The organism is Parachlamydia sp. AcF125 (genome assembly GCF_018342475.1).
In the GTDB taxonomy this organism is placed as follows: Bacteria; Chlamydiota; Chlamydiia; order Chlamydiales; family Parachlamydiaceae; genus Parachlamydia.
In genome coordinates this window covers 755,347-774,937 of record NZ_JAEMUD010000001.1, presented here as the reverse complement: position 1 = coordinate 774,937, position 19,591 = coordinate 755,347, and the positions used below count along the sequence as shown (strand labels likewise).

Annotated in this window: 16 protein-coding genes; 8 read left to right on the top strand and 8 right to left on the bottom strand. The window is 40.6% G+C overall.

Annotated features, from left to right (window positions below; translation table 11 throughout):
* Positions 1-134: 134 nt before the first annotated feature.
* The 5 genes from PARA125_RS03100 to PARA125_RS03085 all read right to left on the bottom strand — a co-directional run bounded on the left by PARA125_RS03100 (position 135) and on the right by PARA125_RS03085 (position 3,168).
* Positions 135-572: a helix-turn-helix domain-containing protein gene (locus PARA125_RS03100; protein WP_213157247.1), complete on the bottom strand. Its 438-nt coding sequence runs from the start codon at positions 570-572 to the stop codon at positions 135-137.
* A 605-nt stretch (positions 573-1,177) separates the two neighbouring features.
* Entirely contained in the window at positions 1,178-1,651 is a 474-nt protein-coding gene (locus PARA125_RS03095; protein ID WP_249274146.1) for a hypothetical protein, read from the bottom strand.
* A 126-nt stretch (positions 1,652-1,777) separates the two neighbouring features.
* A complete protein-coding gene (locus PARA125_RS03090) occupies positions 1,778-2,089 on the bottom strand; it encodes a hypothetical protein (protein WP_249274145.1) in 312 nt (103 codons plus the stop codon).
* On the bottom strand, positions 2,080-2,205 hold the full coding sequence (locus PARA125_RS09930; protein WP_283248325.1) for a hypothetical protein: 126 nt from the start codon (positions 2,203-2,205) through the stop codon (positions 2,080-2,082). The genes PARA125_RS03090 and PARA125_RS09930 overlap by 10 nt, the downstream gene beginning before the upstream one ends.
* A 321-nt stretch (positions 2,206-2,526) precedes the next feature.
* The gene (locus tag PARA125_RS03085) at positions 2,527-3,168 is read right to left on the bottom strand and encodes a hypothetical protein (protein WP_213157246.1); all 642 of its coding nucleotides are present in this window, start codon (positions 3,166-3,168) and stop codon (positions 2,527-2,529) included.
* Positions 3,169-3,898: 730 nt separating this feature from the next.
* Here PARA125_RS03085 and tsp point away from each other — a divergent pair.
* The 5 genes from tsp to PARA125_RS03060 all read left to right on the top strand — a co-directional run bounded on the left by tsp (position 3,899) and on the right by PARA125_RS03060 (position 10,745).
* Positions 3,899-5,860 carry a tail-specific protease Tsp gene (tsp, locus tag PARA125_RS03080; RefSeq protein ID WP_213157245.1) on the top strand — a complete coding sequence of 654 codons (1,962 nt, stop codon included), beginning with the start codon at positions 3,899-3,901 and terminating at the stop codon, positions 5,858-5,860.
* Positions 5,861-5,983: 123 nt separating this feature from the next.
* A complete protein-coding gene (gene gltX / locus PARA125_RS03075; RefSeq protein ID WP_213157244.1) occupies positions 5,984-7,498 on the top strand; it encodes a glutamate--tRNA ligase in 1,515 nt (504 codons plus the stop codon).
* Positions 7,499-7,520: 22 nt separating this feature from the next.
* Positions 7,521-8,141 (top strand): DedA family protein, encoded by a 621-nt coding sequence (locus tag PARA125_RS03070; RefSeq protein ID WP_213157243.1) that lies wholly within the window; start codon positions 7,521-7,523, stop codon positions 8,139-8,141.
* A 63-nt stretch (positions 8,142-8,204) separates the two neighbouring features.
* On the top strand, positions 8,205-10,073 hold the full coding sequence (locus PARA125_RS03065; protein WP_213157242.1) for a heavy metal translocating P-type ATPase: 1,869 nt from the start codon (positions 8,205-8,207) through the stop codon (positions 10,071-10,073).
* Between the two features lie 156 nt (positions 10,074-10,229).
* The gene (locus tag PARA125_RS03060; protein WP_213157241.1) at positions 10,230-10,745 is read left to right on the top strand and encodes a CDP-alcohol phosphatidyltransferase family protein; all 516 of its coding nucleotides are present in this window, start codon (positions 10,230-10,232) and stop codon (positions 10,743-10,745) included.
* Positions 10,746-10,885: 140 nt separating this feature from the next.
* Here PARA125_RS03060 and PARA125_RS03055 read toward each other — a convergent pair whose 3' ends face one another.
* Entirely contained in the window at positions 10,886-13,648 is a 2,763-nt protein-coding gene (locus tag PARA125_RS03055; RefSeq protein WP_213157240.1) for an Hsp70 family protein, read from the bottom strand.
* Between the two features lie 10 nt (positions 13,649-13,658).
* Positions 13,659-14,771, bottom strand: a complete 1,113-nt coding sequence (ald, locus tag PARA125_RS03050) for an alanine dehydrogenase (RefSeq protein WP_213157239.1) — start codon at positions 14,769-14,771, stop codon at positions 13,659-13,661.
* Between the two features lie 691 nt (positions 14,772-15,462).
* Here ald and PARA125_RS03045 point away from each other — a divergent pair.
* The gene (locus tag PARA125_RS03045) at positions 15,463-16,047 is read left to right on the top strand and encodes a DNA-3-methyladenine glycosylase I (protein ID WP_213157238.1); all 585 of its coding nucleotides are present in this window, start codon (positions 15,463-15,465) and stop codon (positions 16,045-16,047) included.
* Here the strand turns inward: PARA125_RS03045 and PARA125_RS03040 are convergent.
* Positions 16,029-17,408: an amino acid carrier protein gene (locus tag PARA125_RS03040; RefSeq protein ID WP_249274144.1), complete on the bottom strand. Its 1,380-nt coding sequence runs from the start codon at positions 17,406-17,408 to the stop codon at positions 16,029-16,031. The two genes, PARA125_RS03045 and PARA125_RS03040, sit on opposite strands and share 19 nt — an antisense overlap.
* Positions 17,409-17,780: 372 nt before the next feature.
* On the opposite strand from PARA125_RS03040, the gene PARA125_RS03035 reads away from it, so the two are divergent.
* Positions 17,781-18,191, top strand: a complete 411-nt coding sequence (locus tag PARA125_RS03035; RefSeq protein WP_213157237.1) for a hypothetical protein — start codon at positions 17,781-17,783, stop codon at positions 18,189-18,191.
* Positions 18,192-19,074: 883 nt separating this feature from the next.
* Positions 19,075-19,551: a hypothetical protein gene (locus PARA125_RS03030; protein WP_213157236.1), complete on the top strand. Its 477-nt coding sequence runs from the start codon at positions 19,075-19,077 to the stop codon at positions 19,549-19,551.
* Positions 19,552-19,591: the final 40 nt, after the last annotated feature.

Genomic DNA, 19,591 nt, shown 5'->3' with positions numbered 1-19,591 from the left:
TTTTGTTATGGTGCACAGAATTAGATCATACAAAAGGTGCCGATTTTACAAAAGTAGAGGTAGGCGCTCCCTCACTTCTATTGCTATTATCATTAAATGGACTCTGAGGAGCCGAGTCAACTAGCGACAGAAAATTAGCTCGCTTTGCGGCGGCTGCTTTTCTTGCTCAAATAGCTTTCTTTATAGGCATCTACATCTTCCGCATGGATCACCCAAGCTGCGCCTTTACGGTGTGCTTTTAAGATTCCAATCCGGGTCGCGTAGTAAATTTTTTGGGCCGGCACGTTCAGCATTTTTGCTACTTGATTAACAGAAAAGAAGCCTCTGTTGTTATCAAACAATAACTCGCCATTGTACATGGATTTTGTTCTCGAGTATTTTTGTTTGCGATAAGCTTCTAAATCTTCAAGATTAATAGTCCATCGTGTGGTTTCTTTTTGGGCTTTAAGCTTGTTTAATTTAATTGCAACATAGATAGCTTGTCTGGTGACTTTATTTAACTTCGCTGCTTCTGTAATTGAAACAATTTTTTTTCCACTGGGATTTTTTTGGCTTTCTTTATTTTTAGGCATTTTATACCTCCTACCTCACACTAATATTTTTGTTATAAAAGACAACTTATCACTTTTAGAACCCTTGCTAAGGCGCAAAAACACCTAAGGGTCCAATTTTTTAAAACTTTGGGGCGGCCTAGCACCATATCTTTAAGGTCTAACGATGTCCGCCTTAATGAGAACTACTCATTTTACATAAAAAGGAGTTTAATTCAAGCTTTTTTTTACAAATTTTTCGATCTAAAAAAGCCGCTTTACTCTCGGGAAAGGTTCAAATTCTTATCGCGGTGAAAAATGAAATCAAAACGGTAAATAGATTAAAAAATATAGCAAAAAAAATCTAGCAGAAATTAACAAAAATAACTCGCTCATCGTTTTTATTGAAAATGGGCCCCATTCCTGGAATGTACCTGTAAGTCCCCCTCCGGTAATTTTTACATTCTCTCGAATAAATCTTCGCCTTTAAATTAAACGCCCCTCATTTACTTACAAATGAATCTGAATAAAATAAAAGAACGCATTTTTGCAAAAATGCAAGCATTCGATTATATCATATTAAATAATTAAATTAAACACAAGAGATGTAAAAAGAAAATTATTTTTCTATAAGGAAAGGATAAAAATCAGCAAAGAATGGGCATATCAAGCTTAGGCCCCCCCGCCCCTTTACGATAGTGGTAAAAATAGGGCCCAAACGGCTCCTCGTTAAAGTTGTTGGGAATGAGCATGAAGAGGTTACCCCATCCAAATGTGCCTGCCCCAAGCATTAACACCGCATACCCTCTTAATATATTTAAAGCTCCATGAATCTGGTGCTCCACGCCAAATAAAAGCACGCTTTTAAATCTTTTTTGCCATTTTTGGCTTCTTAAACACATTCCAGCAACAAAGCCTATGCTTCCTACTGCAAAAGAAGCTAAGCCCACCATTGCTTGCACATAAGCGATTTTTACACGCAGCGCAGAAGATAACATTCCCACCACAGGGACACATTCTAGCATGTTTAATCCCTTTTCTACCAATCTGCATTTATCATTAATGGTATCTAGCACAACGGTTGTTAGACCTATCAAAAAAATTAAAACAGTTAATAGCATTTGCTTTTCAAGCTACCAAGCTTACCTTAGATCCCTTTTTTTGAGGAAAAAAACTCTCTTTGATTGAATACGAACAGACAAAAGAAAAGGGGAAATTTTAAGTCTTCCCTTTTTTAAAAAACTTATTTAAGAAGCCTGACAATGACAATGGAATCTTCTTTCTGTGAGCTGCCCATATTTGAAAAACGGCGTAAAGGTAGGACTTTTGCTCCAGTTGGGAACAAGCATGATTACGTTTCCAATTCCAGAAGTGGACGCAGAAATAAGCAGCACACCAAAACCTCTAATGGCGTTTAAAAACCCATGGCAAGCAAACTCTTCACCAAAGCGGAGTAAGACCTCACATTTTTGTTCCAAGACTTTATCCTGCAAACACCCGCCTGCAAAAATGCCCAAGACTGCTACAAACAAGCAAACCACGCTTGCCACTATTTGCATACCTCCCAATTAGCGCGCATGGCAGAAGTGGTCGCTCCTAGGAAAGGAATACATTCAGACACATGGAAGAACGTTTCTAATTGATTACATGTTTGATTAAATTTTACTAGATTCATATTTACCACCCTTAGTTTGAGAAACCCCAATTAAACCAAAAATTTATATTTATTTATTTAAGGGTTTATTAAGATTCCATTAATTTAACAAACCAAGGAAATAGAGATAAATGTTTTTTGAATTAGAAAAAAACGATTAAGAAGTAGAAGGATTAAACAGGCGAGGAGTGAATAGAAATAATTTAATCAGGTAAGAGCAAAATGGATTAGAAGACAATTTCAAGCCATTTTCCACTCTGTTCATCCCTGAAAATATTTTGGACTAATGGTTTGAAACCCAGAAATGAAAAAGTAGATTAACGTCTAATACAGGTGAGGGTTTTATTGGACAACACTCTCAGGAGACTTTTTATAGCGGGCTTGCAAGTCCTGGAAAAGTTCGCCTACCCCTCTGTTATCTCCCTTTTCTTCGGCTTTTTTTAGCCATGTTAAGCATATCTCTCGAAATATTGCTAAACGGCGCTCGTTTAGTTTTTCGGGGGTATTCTTAATGATATGATCGACTGTGGTTAAGTCCAGGGTGAAAACGATCTTTCCATCTATAGCGACTCCTGCAACATTTTCTTGCTCTTTTATTTTCTCGAGGGTTTTTTCACAGTAAACAGAACTTCGTATGGAGTCAAATAAGATTAAAGCGATTCCTGTGAAAGGAACCATCTCCGCAATTCCGCGAAAAAGATTTTTAAAAGCATTCCATAGCTCTGCTTTACGTGCATCTTCTGCTAGGGGTTTTAATGTGGATAGTCCTTTGAAAATGACTTTAACCGCATTGGCGACTCTCGCTGCACCTGAAAAAAAACTGCAAATAGGAAGATAACCTAGGCCAGTGCCTAGTGGCATAGCAGTATATTCAATAAAACTTTTTTCGGGTTTTACGAAGAGGTGTAGGACATCAGGCTGAGCATCTGTACCTGTATAAAAAGTTTGATTATATCGATAAAACCCTATATAAAAACTCCCCATTCTCTTATACCTTATTTTACAATATGCACTACAATTAGATTTTTAATTCTATCGCCATAATTAATAACAGAGTTTAGCTTTATTAGCTAGTTTTTTTACTTTAACTTTTTCTTTTAGGAAAAGAAGCCTCTCTTTCATTTCTAGAGCATAGACAGCCTTTGAGAAAGCTATTTCTGCAAGGGATGCCAAGGGATGCTAGATAAGCCCAGAAGACCGATATATACCTTTTTGAGGCATTCAATAATGCCTAAAAGTGGTTGAGCAGCCAGGCTTTGTTTCGCTTGTGGTAGTCTCGGTTGTTTGATGGCTGTTTTTGATATAAATTTGTAGCTATCATTATCTATCAACGGGAAGGATATATTCCTCTATTCCTGGCATGTGTTTATACCACTCAGGCTCCTTTAATGTCGCTTCTGTGGGCGCATAAGCTTGGTTATTTTTTCCATCCTTAGCGCATTCACCTTGCTGATTGAAATTTATCTACAAAAAAAACAAGCTTTTTTTATTTATCCATAGTAAAAAAGATCGGGAAGTTATAAAACTTTAACCTTAAAAAATATCCCTTGAAAGCGAGGATTGCCAAAAAATCCATTTCAAGGTATCGAATGTTTCATTGAGCAGAAAATGGATTAACACTTACTATTTAAAATGGCTGATCCAAAAACTGGTAACTCCTCTCCAAACAAAAGCGAAACATCCCTTAATCATGAATAACCAAATGAGAGTTTACATGAGAATTTCACCCCTATTTCGATTTATCTATGCGCTTTTTGTTTTTTGCGCCTTTTCGTCTATGGAAGGAAAACTTCCAGAAATTACTCCCGAAATTGCGCACGCAAAACTAGAAGAAATCATGAAATCTCACGCTTCTCATCACCAACTAACGCCCCCCTTAATTCAGCGTATCTTGGCTAACTACCTAGAAGAATTAGACCCCACTAAAACTTACTTTATTCAAGCAGATATTTCCCCCTGGCTACACCTCTATGACGCCCAAATTGAGCGCATCCTTGCAGACTACCAAAATCGGCAATTCACTGTATTTGAACAAGCCCAAACAAAAATGGTGGAAGCCATCCATCGTCGACGCCTTTTAGACCAGCAAGTTGATACTCAGCATCTCCCCACTCACGTAAGTCCAGAAGAATTTAAAGAGATGCAATGGGCAAAAGATGAACAAGAACTTCTCACTCGTTTATCTCGCATTAAAGCCCTCCAAGTTGAGAGTGTGGCAAAATTAACCCACGAACTAAAAGAAAAATCGCTTCAAAGAATCAAAAAGCGGCAGGAGAAATATGAAGAAGAAATTCTAAATTCTAATCCTGAAGAATTCAAAAAGCGCATTCTAACAACCTTCTTAAAAGCCAGCGCCTCTGCTCTAGACTCTCATACAGCTTATTTTACCCCCGATGAAGCCACGGAATTTATGATCACTGTGCAACAAAGGTTGTTAGGGATTGGGGCGCAATTAAGGGACGACCTTAATGGGTTCACAGTTGTTAAGATTATTGAAGGAGGACCTGCAGCTCTCGGAAAAGAGCTAAAAACCAAAGATCGGATTATTGCCGTCGATGGAGAGCCCGTTGTCGGGATGGACATTACAAATGCTGTAGAATTGATTCGGGGCCATGAAGGAACGCCTGTTATTTTAACAGTGATTCGAGAGAGCAACGAAAATGGCCATCCTGTTGAACAAAAGCTCGATATTCCCATTTTGCGTGGAGAAGTGGTTCTCAAAGAAACACGTTACGAAGCTTCTTACGACCCGTTTGGAAGTGGGGTGATCGGCTACTTAAGACTTTATTCATTTTATCAAGATCCTGAAAGTTCATCCGCAGCCGATTTGGAAAATGAAATAAAAAAAATGCAAAAAGAACATAAACTTCAAGGGATTATACTGGACCTGCGTTATAACTCCGGTGGCATGCTTTCCCAAGCTGTGAATGTCACAGGCTTGTTTATTACAAAAGGGGTGGTCGTTACCATTAAAGATAGCAGTGGGAAAATTCAACATCTTCGTAATTTGGAAACTAGAACAACCTGGGATGGTCCTTTAATCGTGTTAATTAATCGAGCTAGCGCTTCTGCCTCTGAAATTGTGGCGCAAACGTTGCAAGATTATGGTCGAGCTATTATTGTGGGGGATGATCATAGTTATGGGAAAGGATCTTTTCAAACTTTTACCCTCAATTCAAATGCGATAGATTCTGTGAATCCGCAAGGAGAATACAAGGTGACGCGCGGGCGCTATTACACTGTCTCTGGCAAAACTCCTCAATTGAATGGAGTGTATGCCGACATTATTGTTCCCGGAGCTCTTTCAGAAGCTGAAATCGGAGAAAAATTTGCGAAATTTCCCCTTGAAAGTGATCGCATTAAAGAAAACTTTGACGATGATCTCGCAGATATCCCCCCCGCACAACGTGCGAAAATTCGGATGCTCTATAAATTCGATCTTCAGCCTAAATTGGCAACCTACACTAAATACTTAGAAACCCTCCGCACAAATTCTACTTATCGGATTGAACACAATAAGAATTTTCAAGCCTTCTTGAAAGACCTAAAAAAGAAAGAAAAAAACATGCCTCCAAATGAGGAGGAAGAAGAGAGCTCGTTTGGGCAAAACGACTTACAGCTAACTGAAACCTATAATATCATGAAAGATCTGATTTTAATGATATCCAATAAATGATAACAGCCACTTAGGTTTTCCTTGAATTCTAAGCAGGTATTATTATAATACTTCTTCTTAATAACCTGGGAGTTTGCTTTTCTGAGGCCCAGGTTAACATATAACCTAAGGAAAATTTTTATTATGTCAGTACGAGTCCGCATCGCACCCTCTCCGACAGGTGATCCCCACGTCGGGACAGCCTACATGGCTCTATTTAATATGATTTTTGCTCACCATCATAAAGGAAAGTTCATTTTAAGAATTGAAGACACAGACCAAAGTCGCAGCCGCCCCGAATATGAGCAAAATATCTATAAAGCTTTGAAATGGAGCCAAATTGAATGGGATGAAGGACCTGATATCGGGGGTAATTACGGCCCCTATAGGCAATCTGAGCGACTTCCGCTATACAAAGAACAATGTGACCACCTCCTCGCACGAGATGGCGCCTATAAATGCTTTTGCACAGCTGAAGAGCTTGTTGAAATGCGCGAACTTCTTGCAAAAACAGGCGGAAGACAAGGCTATGATCGTCGTTGTCGCAATTTAAGTGCTGAAGAAATTCGAGAAAAAGAAGCTGCAGGCATCCCTTACGTCGTGCGTTTAAAAGTGCCTCTGAAGGGAGAATGTGTATATGAAGATGCCATAAAAGGGCGCGTGGTATTTCCTTGGACAGATGTAGATGACCAAGTTTTAATGAAGTCTGACGGCTTCCCTACCTACCATTTAGCCAACGTAGTAGATGATCATTTGATGGAAATTACTCATGTCATACGGGGTGATGAATGGATGAGCTCTACTCCCAAACACGTTTTGCTATATGAATTGTTTGGTTGGAAATCCCCTGTCTTTATGCATATGCCACTCTTACTAGGTCGGGATGGCAAAAAACTCTCTAAGCGAAAAAATCCCACATCTATTTTCTTTTACCGAGATAGCGGCTATCTCCCTGAAGCCTTTATAAACTTTTTGTCTTTAATGGGCTACAGCATGCCAGGTGATCGAGAAATTTATTCCTTGGAAGAAATTGTCAGCGAGTTTGATTACAAGCGAATTGGGGTTTCAGGGGCCGTCTTTGATATTCAAAAGCTCGATTGGATTAACCAACAATACCTTATCAAAAATATCCCTGAAGATAAGCTTTTAGACCGTCTTAAAGAGTGGAATTTTAGCGATGCTTATATGCGCAAGCTCATGCCCTTGTGCCACTCTCGAATTAAAACTTTCGGGGAGTTTATGGAATTGTGCGATTTCTTTTTTATTAATCACCTTCGCTATACCCCGGAACTTTTTACAATCAAAGGCCATACCCCCGAACAAGCGTGCTTCATCCTACAATCGATGATTTGGAGCATGGATGCGTTAGAAGATTGGGGTAGTACAGGTGTAAACCAGGCTTCCCGTATAGCAGCAGAGGTCTTTGGGGTAAACCATAAAAAAGTGATTATGCCTCTTTTATTTGCAAGCATTATGGGAAAAAACCAAGGTCCTCCTCTTTTTGATTCCGTGGGAATTTTGGGAAAAGACTTAACACGGGCTCGCCTTTTGAATGCGATTGAATTCCTAGGCGGAATTTCTAACAAAAAAATGGCTCTTTTTAAGAAAGGATGGGAGGCAAAAAATTGTGCAGATCTTATGAAAAATGAAACTGCATAAGTAAGTTGTGCTAGGAGCAATCATGGAAGAAATCCTCCAGTATGCCTGTTCTCATGCACATTCAGCCCATTGGTTTATCTTTTTGCTTTTAATGCTGGCAGGTTTTAATGTCCCTATCAGTGAAGACCTTTGCCTTTTAACTGCCGGTACATTAGCCAGCACTTGCATTCCGGAGCAAACTTTGCGTTTGTTTGTATGGGTCTATATGGGGTGCTGGCTTTCCGCATCGATTGCGTATTGGATAGGCAGGCGCCTCGGTCCGAGACTCTACGATATCCGTTGGTTTAATAGAATTCTCACTCCCCAGCGTATTGCCAGATTGCATCATTACTATGAAAAGTTTGGTATTTTTACTTTTATCATCGGTCGCTTTGTACCAGGAGGGGCCCGCAATGCTCTGTTCATGACCGCAGGGCTTGGTAAAATGCACTACCTTAAGTTCCTGTTACGCGATGGTTTTGCCTGCTTAATCTCCAGTTCTGCCTTGTTTTATTTAGGCTACAGCTTTGGAGCAAATTATGCCTTTCTTATCCGTACATTTAAAACTTATAATTTTATTTTTATTTCTATTCTTGCCAGCTTAATTACCCTTTCCTTACTCATCGTATGGATCAAAAAAAGAAGAGAAACTCCTATCATTTAGTTTTCGTCTCGTTTATTTATAAGGGAATAAACAACGACAACCTGCAAAACGAGGACGCTACCTATGCTTCGAGATAAAAAATTTGTTTGGTTATTAATCATATGCTGCCTTGTCGGAATTCTTGAGTTTCTTTCTTTGGCACATATCCACTTACCCGTGCATATTGAAATTCCTGTCTTAACTCTCATTATCTTAGGCATAGGCTATCAAACCCTTTGGCATGGATTTAAGGCTCTGATTACCTTTGATTTTAAAAACATCAATGCCTTGATGCTGATCGCGGTTTGTGGCGCTTTTTATTTAGGGAAATATGAAGAAGCTGCAGTAGTGATCGTGCTTTACACCCTAGCGGAAAAACTAGAAGATATAGGGATTGAAAAAAGCCAATCCGCTTTAGGCGCTTTAATCGACAAAATGCCTAAAGTAGTATCTTTAAAACAAAACAATTTACAGGTCCCAATCGACCAAGTGAAAGTGGGAGAAATCATCCTTATCAGGCCTTCTGATCTGATCCCCCTAGATGGCAAAGTCGTGGCAGGCAATTCCTACGTAGACGAAACGTCCATTACCGGTGAGCCTATCCCCAAAGATAAGTTTCCCGGGGATCCAGTGTTTGCAGGCACATTAAATAAGCAAGGCGTGTTAGAAGTGGAAGTGACTAAAGCAGCTCAAGATACCACCTTTGCTAAAATCAAAGAGCTGACTTTTCAAGCTACACAAGTCAAAGCCAACACTCAAAAGTTTATTGAAAAATTTTCTCAGTATTATACGCCTTTCATCATTGTGATAGCGTTTTTTTTAGTTTTTATCCCTATCGCATTTTATAATGAGCCCTTCGATACGTGGCTTTTACGCGGGCTTGCATTAATTGTGATTGCTTGTCCCTGTGCTTTGGTCATTTCAACACCCGTTTCCATCTACTCCGCTATTGGCAACGCTTCCTCTCAAGGAGCTTTAATTAAAGGGGGAAGGTTCCTTGAAGCCATTGGCCAGATCAAAGCTATTGCATTAGATAAAACTCGTACACTGACCTACGGACAGCCCGTTGTGACCGATATCATTCCTTTTGGCAATCACTCGAAAGAGCATCTTTTAGAATGTGCAGCTGGAATTGAGATTTTTTCTGAGCACCCCCTTGCCCAAAGTATTGTCAATGCCGCTAAAGAGGAAAAATTATCCCTGCATGCAGTTAAGAATTTTCAAAGTGTTGTAGGTAAAGGAGCCAAGGCAGATTGCCTTGTTTGCGGTGATACCCATCATTGCATTGGGAAGCTACCCTTCATATTGGAAGAACATACCGTTCCTCAAGAAGTGGTGGAGGTGGTTGAAAATTTACAAAAACAAGGTAAAACCTCCATTGTGATAGCCACTCATCAAGCTGTGGAAGGGGTGATTGCCTTGGCAGACCGAATAAGACCTGAAAGTAAACCCCTAGTTGAAGGGCTCAAGCAGCTGCGCATCCAACCTATTATGCTAACAGGAGATCATCCTTCACCTGCCAAAATCACGGCAGAGGAAGTAGGCATTCCCGAGGTTAAGGCCAGCCTATTACCAGAAGATAAAGCTTCGGCTATACGCGATTTGATTTATAAATACGAAACGGTTGCCATGGTAGGGGATGGGGTCAATGACGCCCCTGCATTAGCCCTCTCAAACGTGGGGATTTCAATTGGTTCCCTGGGCAGCGATGCTGCTCTTGAAGCCGCCTCGATTGTGCTATTAAATGACCGCTTAGACGTGATCCCTTATTTAGTCAAACTAGGCAGAAGGACAATTCGCACTATTCAATTCAACACTGCGCTCGCGATTTTTATTAAATTAATTTTTATCGCCCTGGCACTTTTTGGAATGAGCAACCTCGCCCTCGCCATTTTTGCGGATGTGGGTGTCACGCTGATTGTCATGTTGATCAGTTTGCGTCTTTCAAAGTAAAAAAAGGGTTTACACACGAAGAAATCGTGAAATTAAAAGGCTGAGACATTAAACTAGTCTCTAATTATGTCTATCTGGGTTTGGATTTTTCTACTTGAGACCCAAAAAGATCCAAAATTTAGGTAAAGCTTAAGAATTTAATGCTGGATTGTTTTTATGTTCACCCTTCCAAACCTTATTTCATTAACTCGAATTCCCTTAGCCCTTGTATTTTTGCAGGAAAACATTTTTTATCGGATTGCCGCGCTGATTTTAGCCATGTTGAGCGATGCTTTAGATGGATACTATGCGCGGCGTTACCATCTTTGCAGCCAAATAGGCACCATGCTAGATCCCTTGATGGATAAGCTTTTTGTCATTTTCATCATTAGCATTCTTGTGCAAGAAAATGCTCCTGTTACCACGAGGGAGCTTGTGGCTTTCTTTTGCCGAGATTTAGCTGTTATTACTTATACCTGTTATTTAATTGCGACCAATCGGCTCAGCCAGCACCGCGTGAGATCCATTTGGTGTGGAAAAATTTCTACTTTTCTCCAATTCCTGGTCTTGATTGCTTTATCTTTACAAATCCCAGTTCCCCCTATCGCTTTCTCCCTCTTTCTTTTACTAGGGGTTCTAGCCTTATTTGAACTTTATTTTTATTCCAAGACACGCGAAAAATCAGCCATTTAAATGCCTGAGTTAAGATAAGCATCTGCCAGAAAAATCCATCGTTTTTCGGTATAGCTTAAGAACGGGATCGCAATCGATTGGCAGAAAGGGCCTTCGAGGTATGCCTCCATGGGCCTATTTTTTGGCGCAAAACCAGGTCTCTAAGACAGCTCCATGGTAAGCCCATGGGGGAGCTGTTCGCCAAAAATTCTATCCCGGTCTTCTTGGCTAGCCATGCCCTCATTTTGCAATAAGCGCTTTAATTCAACGGCATGCAATTCTTTATCTAAAACCCTCTCCACTTGTTGAATGACCTCATTTGCCAGATTCAATTCAGGGTGATTTGTCTTTCTAGCTAACTGCAAAATAGCAAACAAATAAGGACGCAAATCTTTTTGGTCAAGTGATAACAAGGTTTTCACCCAGCCTGTACAAATCTCCCTTGGAACCACATGCGCACTTGAGCCATAAAATAAATGCCTTGCCCCTATTCTCCCTAAAGCCCAGTAATCATAAGCCTCCCCTTCTCCGGCAATAATCCGTTTCAGTAAAGCTTCTCCAAGTTTGATTTTTAGGGGCACGTCTAACCATTCAAAAGAGGCAAGAGCCCGTATTTTTTCGGCGTATTGGTAAAGAAATTTTCTTCCTTTAATCTCAAACGTATGGGTGCGTTTATTCCAAATAAACGCTAAAAGTTCATTGCTTAACTGGATCTGCTGTCCTTTACTCAGCCCTCCTGCAATCCGTCGAAAGCAAATCCACATCTGAATCTGAACGTCGTCCCCTTTAGGGCGTTTAAAATCCTCCAAAATGATTTTCCACAGATCTTTGATCCGAAAATCATCTAACGGGTAGCCAAACCCTGGGCGCAGCAAATATCCCGCCAAGTTCCACCATCGCTTTTCTAATTCTTCTGAGCGTTTGCGCTGGGGAGCTTGCGCGGCCAAGGTTGCCCAGAAATTTCTCAAGATACTTGGCGACCACTCGGCTCGAGGCTTTTCAAGGACATTTTCCAATTTTTCCATAATCTCTTTCGAAGCTTGATTAAGACCGGTAAACAATTCGACAAGCAAATCATTCCCCTTTTTAAGAAATTGCCTATCATAAATTTCATCTGATCGCGCTTTCTGCATGCCAAGCAAGCTATCCTCCTGCCCGGCTGCCGTACGCACTTGAAATTCCAGCGCCCATTCGTGAGCGGTTTTTTCCGATCTTAACCAAAGTTCTAGCGTTCCAATGGCCGTTAAAGAAATTTGCAAACGTACGGGGATTTTTTGTTCTTCCCCACTTTTGCCAAAGCGGAGAATGGTATGGATGGGAGGAAGAGGATGCAATTCTTTAGGGTCTACTTCAATAAGTTCTCCCTGTTGGTCTTCAAGCCTAACCTCACTGCTATATAATTGAAAAGAGACAGGCTTATTAGGCAAAAGCCAGAAGGTCTCTGTTGGCTCGAAATGCGCCCCTTCTTCCGATCCTCTGGGCAATAAGCAGAGAGCTTTAAAAACAGATGTTTCATTGGCCGCTTTTGCTTCAATTCCTAAATAGTAACCTCGCGGTACTCCTCCAGCAATCTTAACACCAAGACCTCTGCGCGCCTTTCCGTAATAAGCAGCCCCTCTTGAAACCGCTAAATCTAAAGAAGGAGAAGTTAGCAATTCTACCTGTTGTTGGGGAAACCAAGCTGCAAGAGAATCCATGACAGCCTTTTGAAACAAGGAAGGCTTCATCGTTCCCCCATTCACTAAAACAAAATTAGGGGATTTCATTTCTTTACGAATGGATGAGGCTTTTTGTAAAAAATGGGCGAGATGTTTGGTAATAGAGGGCTCTGCCTCATAAGGAAGTCCCATGGTTCGAAACGATGTTCCCCGCTTTAGCTGAATGGCCTCTTCCCAAGGATAGACCTGAAAAAATCCTTCTCCCAAAAGCTTTTCAACTTCTTTTTTCGTGATGGGAATATGCCGGCTTCCTTGGATAACTTTAGATCCTGTTCCCTGCAAGACACAAGCATAGCTAGCCCCTTCTTCTACTGTAGCTTCCAATAATTGTTCTTTAGCATGTTTCGCTTGATAATTTAATTGCAGGCGCTGTAAAGGGGTGAGCTCAATCTGCAGCTTGTTTTCTAAATAATAAGCTAAGGCAGCGTCCATGTTATCCCCCCCTAAGAGCAGATGATCGCCAACTGCCATCCTTTGAAAAGCAAGTTGCTCCTCTTTAGTGACCACTTCAATTAAGCTAAAATCGGTGGTGCCTCCCCCTACATCGCAAACTAAAATGCAATCCCCTTTTTTGAACCTTTGCTGCCATTTTTTTTCATGCGCGGAAATCCAACAATAAAAAGCAGCCTGAGGCTCTTCGAGCAAGGTCATGGAAATAAAACCCGCTTGTTTTGCAGCTTCCACGGTAAGAGAGCGGGCCACTTCATCAAAAGAGGCTGGGACAGTTAAAATAATTTCTTGCGATTCGAATTCGTCTTCCGGGTTTCCTTTTCCCATCAGAAAATTCCAAGCTTCCCGAATATGCTGAAGATAGCGGGAAGAGGCGGTGACAGGGCTGATTTTTTCAATCCCCTCGGAAGTTTCAAAAGGGAGAATTTTGTCGCGCCGGCTAGCCGACGAATGGCATAACCAACTTTTAGCAGACTGTACACTTCGATTTGGCGTTTTTTCTCCCTGAATTTGAGCAAATTTTCCTACGGCAAACTGGCTGTCTTTTTTCCAGGGGAGATCAAAACTGCCTACAGGCCACTCATGAGGCAAGCTAAGATAGCAAAAAGAGGGTAAAATGGATTGGGCTTCTACAAATCCAACAGCTGTCAGCTGTGGAATGCGGAAAGTCTCCACCGCTAATTTGGGATTATAGGTATCCACATAGGAAACACAACTATTTGTTGTGCCTAAATCTATGCCAATAATATAACGCATGTCATTCTCATTAATTTAAGCAAACTTCTAGTGGACAGTACTCATAACCTAAATCTTGAGCAACCGGTTGATAAGTGACTTGGCCTTTATAAAGGTTTACTCCCTGCCTTAAATAAACATTTTCGAGCAATGCAGCTTTAATTCCCTTATTTGCTAATTCAAGAGTATATTCCATTGTCGCATTCGTCAATGCACGCGTGGATGTCGCTGCACACGCCCCTGGCATATTTGTGACACAATAATGCACGACTCCATTGACTTCATATAAGGGGTTTGCATGTGTGGTTGGTACGGCTGTTTCAAAACATCCCCCTTGATCAATCGCTACGTCTACGATAACCGATCCTGGTGACATATTAGCCACCATTTCCTTAGAAACAAGCCGTGGGGCTTTTTTGCCTGGAATAAGAACAGCGCCAATGGCTAAGTCCGCCTTAACTAAGCTTTCTGCAATAGTTGCCGGGGTAGAATAAAGGGTAATCAAGCGAGGGCCAAATAAAGCATCCAGCTGGCGTAAGCGATTCAGATCTTTGTCGATAATGGTCACTTGAGCTCCTAGCCCCATCGCCATACGAGCTGCTTCTGTTCCTACAACGCCACCCCCTAATACCACAACCTGAGCAGGAGCGACGCCAGGAACACCACCTAAGAGGGCCCCTTTGCCTCCATTATTTAGCTGCAAGGCAAAGGCCCCCACTTGAATAGCGATTCTCCCTGCAATTTCGCTCATGGGGACTAATAAAGGAAGACGCCCATATGCATCGGTAATGGTTTCATAGGCGATTGCGACCACTTTTCTTTCGAGCAACTGCCGCGTTTGCGCGGGATCGGGGGCTAAGTGTAAATAGCAGAAAAGAGTTTGTTCTGCATGCATTAGAGAGAATTCAGACTCTTGCGGTTCTTTTACTTTAATGATCAGCTCACTTTGGAATACTTTAGCAGCCGTCGATACAATTTTTGCCCCTGCAGATTCGTAATGAGCATTACTAAACCCAACCTGCTCCCCTGCGCCTTCTTGAACTAAAATCGTGTGCCCACACTCTTTTAAAATTTTTACATTAGCGGGAGTTAATCCTACGCGATACTCGTGATTTTTTATTTCTTTTGGAACGCCGATAATCATAGCTTTACTCAAGTGTCATTCATTAAAGATGTTTATTTTTAGCAAACTAAAATTGTAGGCAACCTGCAGGTTTACTTCCACTTAAATTCTCCATAGGAAGAGAAAGAAGAGTAAAAAAAGCTAGACATCTTTTCGAAACAGCTGCTTTCCTAATCCTTTATACAGATAAAAGGGCTAAAATGGATGAGGTGCTACTGCCAAAACCCTCAAAATCTCTTGAACCCCCCGTTAGGGACAAGAGGAAATTGAGCTAATGCCTTTTGAAATTTTAAAACTCTAGGGAATTTGACTTAATTCCAAATATTTATATAAAATCCTAATCCTTACTCTCGAATCGCCCTCAAAAGTTTCCCTTGCGCCAGATTTCCAGGGGGTACGTTAAGCCTTCCCCTATTTCACCTTTCCTCCCGCAACAAACAAGGGCTTGGCGGGATTGCTGAATGATCTGTTAAAACTTATCAAACACTTAGAGGCATTCTGTAAACTTCCAACAGGCAAAAAGGTCCCATCGGTTGGGCTACCCGCCCTATCCCCAAATAATAAGCATGGCAGGTGAGCGTATGGATACATCGCAAAGATTTTAGTCGCGTGAGAAAAGCCACTTATCCTATATTGAGGCACTTCTCTTTTTAAATGATGCCTCATCTAAACTTTAAGAAGATAAATAAAGTTTTAAAAAAGGAATTGCGTTATGAACTCACAAAATAAAAGGCGCTGTCAATGGGTTACAGAAGGGCATCTTCTGTATGAAAATTATCATGATACCGAATGGGGCGTACCCCTGCATGACGATTGCAAACACTTTGAATTCCTTATTTTAGAAGGTGCTCAAGCAGGGCTAAGTTGGTTGGCTATTTTAAAGAGGCGGGAAAATTATCGCAAAGCTTTTGCAAACTTTAATCCCCGAAAAGTGGCGGCCTACGATGAGAAACAAATCGCCGCCTTAATGAACAATGAAGGGATTATTCGCAATAGGTTAAAAATAGAAGCTGCTATTAAAAACGCACAGTTATTTTTAGATATTCAAAAAGAATTTGGATCTTTTGACACGTATGTCTGGAAGTTCGTGGGAGGAGCACCCATTCAAAACCGTTGGGCCTCTCTCCAAGAAATCCCTATCGAAACGCCTCATTCGCAAGCCCTAAGTCGGGATTTAAAAAAAAGAGGATTTAAGTTTGTAGGGCCAACCATCATGTACGCCCACATGCAAGCAATTGGCTTGGTCAATGATCACACAACCGACTGCTTTCGCCATTCTCAGCTTTGCTCAGATTGAATTTTTAAAGCAGAATCGTGAATGTTAAATTCCACTTCACCTATTAAGCGATAAATTCCTGATAGGTTAATAACCAACAATAAGGCACCGGCCGCACGCATTGCTAAAAGAGCAACTGTTTGATCAAAAAAAGCGAAAAACGTTAATACGCACACGGTATAAATCAAGTAAAGTGAGACTCCTCTTTCAGGGTGAAGATAGCGCGCACATTTGATTCCGACAATCAAAAATGAAACCAAAGTGGTATATCCCAAAATTAGAATTAGAATAGGCATGATAAATGCAATCCAAGGGAAATGTTGCGCCAATGCCATTTGCACCACCGGAACTCCTTCCCCCTTTAAAGGCGTTGTCCATAAACCGGTCACTAAAACCACTAAAATACTTAACGTGCAGATAAAGTTATTAAGGACCACCCCAAAAAATGCCATTCTAGCTTGCCGCTCTGGATAAATGGTATGGGATTCACTTTGAATGATAGAGTCATATCCAATCCCAATGTCGGATGCATAACACGCGCTGGCCATCCCATTTTGGACCGCAATCAACACGGTGCTTCCTGCGAATCCCCCTATTGCAGCATGTCCATTAAATGCGGAATACACCACCATTGAAAAAACGGAGGGAAGTTCTGAAAGATGAGAAAAAACAATCCATAAACATAGACTCATATAAATTGCCATGAAAAAAGGCATTATCCAGCAAAATATTTGAGCTGCACGAGAGGCGCCCCCTAAACTTGCATATAAAACTAATCCTAAAAGAATGGTGGCAATAAGTAATCGATTTACCCCCCAAGAATATGCCAAAGTGTCTACCACCACATTAAATTGATAAATCTCTGCCCCATAAATACATAAGAGTATACAAACAAGCGTAGAGACCCATTCCACTCCAAAAGACCGTTTAAGAAAATACATGGGGCCCCCATCATAACTTTTATAAGCATTTTGAACGCGGTATTTGAGCCCAAGGTAGATTTCCGCATATTTGATCAAAGTTCCTATAAAACCAGCTACCCATACCCAAAATAACGCGCCCGGCCCACCTAATTGAATGGCCGTCACAATACTGACAATATTGCCCACCCCAAGCATTCCTCCAATGGAGGCAAAAAAAGCTTTAATCGGCTGCAATCCCCGCTCGTTTCCAGATTGGGGGAGGATTTCTTTGGCAAATGTTTGCATGACTGAAGGAAAGGCGCGAATTTGGAAAAAGCTTGTTTTAATGGTAAGGTAACAGCCGAAAACCGAAATAATAAAAAAGCCGACGTAACCCCAAAAAAAGGTATCCAAATTCAAAAAAAATTGAAAGAGCTCAGAAAACATATCTTTTCCGTTATAAAAAATAAATGTTTGCATGCATAACACTTAATGGCATGCTTTAATTTCAAAGATATCCAAACAACGAGTGGCTAGACAGCTAACAAAAGGAGCCATTCTCAGATAAAAAAAGCGGTAGGAAACTTGCGCTTCAAAGAGGTAAAAAAAGGAAAATTTAGAAAAGAAATTGGGTAATCCGAGCGGGAATGTAATCGCTTTATTGGATTGAAAAACATGCTAACACTCACAAAATAGGATTAAAAAGCGGATGATAAAATTTTAAGCCATCATCCCTTTTAAAGGAATGTTTTTTTCAAAAGGCAGATTTAGGCTTTTTCCTTGACACAAGACCTGCCAATGCATAGCATGAAGATTCGAGAGGATCAAAATTTTTATCACAAGAAAAGACTTATGACTTTCGACCCTGTAAAAGAAGCTTTCGAAACTGCTCGGGAAAAAATTTTTACAAATTTTAACCGTTTTTCTACCTCCCATAAAAATTTAGGCCGCCTCCTCTCATTGCCTATTGCAATTATAGACATTACGCTCGAAATAGCGGCATCCCCTGTTAGATCGATTCAATTTGCTGTAGCTGGAGTAATTATTTTAGGGGGAGCCGTGCTATCCCCTAAGTCAGGCTTTGAAATCAAACACAGTATCAGGGATTTTGAAAAATCGTTGCTTGAAGCAGCCCGTTTGCCTATTAAGCTCATTGTAGCCCCTCTTAAAATCTTTTATCAAACTGTGGTTATTGCCAAAAACCCTCAGAGCGTTTGCTTTTTTAACTATAAAACGCCCACGTTTGGTAGCAACGGATCATAAACTTCACCCTGTGAGGACTATTCTTAGAAACAACAGAGCTTTTTCTAGGGCTCTTCACTCGCAACCTTTCAGCGATTGTCAGCGCTCAAAAACCTACCGCACGCGGCTTTTTCTTTAGATAAGTTTGTTGCTTTTTTGAAATGAAGCAGCAAAACCTCCGCTGTAAAATAATCCTTGCTCTAAGTAAGTTTTAGCCCTGGCTCCCACTCCAGTTAGATAAGAATGTTGTAATTTTGTCATAGCGAATTTGCCCATCTAAAAGAGAAGGTAAACCGCAAGCTGTATGAGGATTTTGGCTAATCAGGTAATGAATACTAAATATCGAGGCTAGCTCGAATCATTTTTCCTATTTTCTATTTTCTCGGAAAATAAGCTTTCTAAGCACATTCGCGCCTAATTAAGCAACCTCATTTTAAATAATAACTCCTCTTCTTTAAAATTTAAAATAAAACTATGGAGTATAGCCGAACAGATATGTTGACATAAATTTGAGGAAATAGCAAAAGGGCCTTAACGAACCTTTAGCAGAAGCTGAGTTGTATAATAGAGGGATATTTTATTATAATGCCAGGGAGTCTCAACTCTTTATTATCCAAAGTTCAAAGATCTCCTCCCCTGGCTGTGAAGAAATTGCAAGTTTATGCCTATCCTAGGCCATTTGGGACAAAAAATTCTCATCATCTTTAAAATTAGAAAAGAGCTTATGGTTTAAACTCAAATAAATGAGACTTTTTTTATTAATTAAAGGTAGCAGGTATGCGATATGTTCCTTTTTTCTTTCGTTTATATTTATTTTTTTTGACAGTAGGTTTATTTTCTGATAGGCTTTTTTTTATTTGCATATTTGAATAACAGTTATTTTTTTACAGCTTGGAGGTACCCTATGACAAGTTTTTTAGAAGGAAAGGCTAATACCACTCGAGAAATTCTTTATGGCAAGCTTAATGATTTTTCCTATTCGCGCAAAACTTTAGCAGGACGCTTGCTAGCGCTGCCTGTTGCCATCGCGGATATTAGCTTGGAAACTATAACGCCCTTCTTCAAAGCCATCGATTGTGCAGGTTCAGCCGCCAAACACTTAGCGGGGGCTCCCTTCAAAGATAACAAGTGCAGCTTTAACCACTCCGTTTCTTTCTTTGAGAAGGCAGTGGTTGCCGCGGTAAATATCCCGATCAAACTTGTTTTGGCTCCTGTAAAGATTTTTATACAAACTTTAAAAATTGCCATTAATCCGCGGACAGCTCAGCCTTTTGATTACGATAACGCTAGATCTTTATACTCAAAAACTTCTCTCTCTTCTTCCTCTAGGTCTACTCAGTCGGACCTGCCATATGGTAACTCTGCTTATCACAGCTATTGAAAACAGACAACCTTTCAAAAAGAAGAATTCATTATTCAGA

Excerpts from the sequence above, each read along its gene's own strand:
- PARA125_RS03045 (WP_213157238.1), top strand. The coding sequence starts at position 15,463 with ATGAACTCACAAAATAAAAGGCGCTGTCAATGGGTTACAGAAGGGCAT.
- ald (WP_213157239.1), bottom strand. The coding sequence starts at position 14,771 with ATGATTATCGGCGTTCCAAAAGAAATAAAAAATCACGAGTATCGCGTA.
- PARA125_RS03055 (WP_213157240.1), bottom strand. The coding sequence starts at position 13,648 with ATGCGTTATATTATTGGCATAGATTTAGGCACAACAAATAGTTGTGTT.
- PARA125_RS03090 (WP_249274145.1), bottom strand. The coding sequence starts at position 2,089 with ATGCAAATAGTGGCAAGCGTGGTTTGCTTGTTTGTAGCAGTCTTGGGC.
- tsp (WP_213157245.1), top strand. The coding sequence starts at position 3,899 with ATGAGAATTTCACCCCTATTTCGATTTATCTATGCGCTTTTTGTTTTT.
- PARA125_RS03060 (WP_213157241.1), top strand. The coding sequence starts at position 10,230 with ATGTTCACCCTTCCAAACCTTATTTCATTAACTCGAATTCCCTTAGCC.
- PARA125_RS03040 (WP_249274144.1), bottom strand. The coding sequence starts at position 17,408 with ATGCAAACATTTATTTTTTATAACGGAAAAGATATGTTTTCTGAGCTC.
- PARA125_RS03030 (WP_213157236.1), top strand. The coding sequence starts at position 19,075 with ATGACAAGTTTTTTAGAAGGAAAGGCTAATACCACTCGAGAAATTCTT.
- PARA125_RS03065 (WP_213157242.1), top strand. The coding sequence starts at position 8,205 with ATGCTTCGAGATAAAAAATTTGTTTGGTTATTAATCATATGCTGCCTT.
- PARA125_RS03035 (WP_213157237.1), top strand. The coding sequence starts at position 17,781 with ATGACTTTCGACCCTGTAAAAGAAGCTTTCGAAACTGCTCGGGAAAAA.
- gltX (WP_213157244.1), top strand. The coding sequence starts at position 5,984 with ATGTCAGTACGAGTCCGCATCGCACCCTCTCCGACAGGTGATCCCCAC.
- PARA125_RS03100 (WP_213157247.1), bottom strand. The coding sequence starts at position 572 with ATGCCTAAAAATAAAGAAAGCCAAAAAAATCCCAGTGGAAAAAAAATT.
- PARA125_RS03085 (WP_213157246.1), bottom strand. The coding sequence starts at position 3,168 with ATGGGGAGTTTTTATATAGGGTTTTATCGATATAATCAAACTTTTTAT.
- PARA125_RS03095 (WP_249274146.1), bottom strand. The coding sequence starts at position 1,651 with ATGCTATTAACTGTTTTAATTTTTTTGATAGGTCTAACAACCGTTGTG.
- PARA125_RS09930 (WP_283248325.1), bottom strand. The coding sequence starts at position 2,205 with ATGAATCTAGTAAAATTTAATCAAACATGTAATCAATTAGAAACGTTC.
- PARA125_RS03070 (WP_213157243.1), top strand. The coding sequence starts at position 7,521 with ATGGAAGAAATCCTCCAGTATGCCTGTTCTCATGCACATTCAGCCCAT.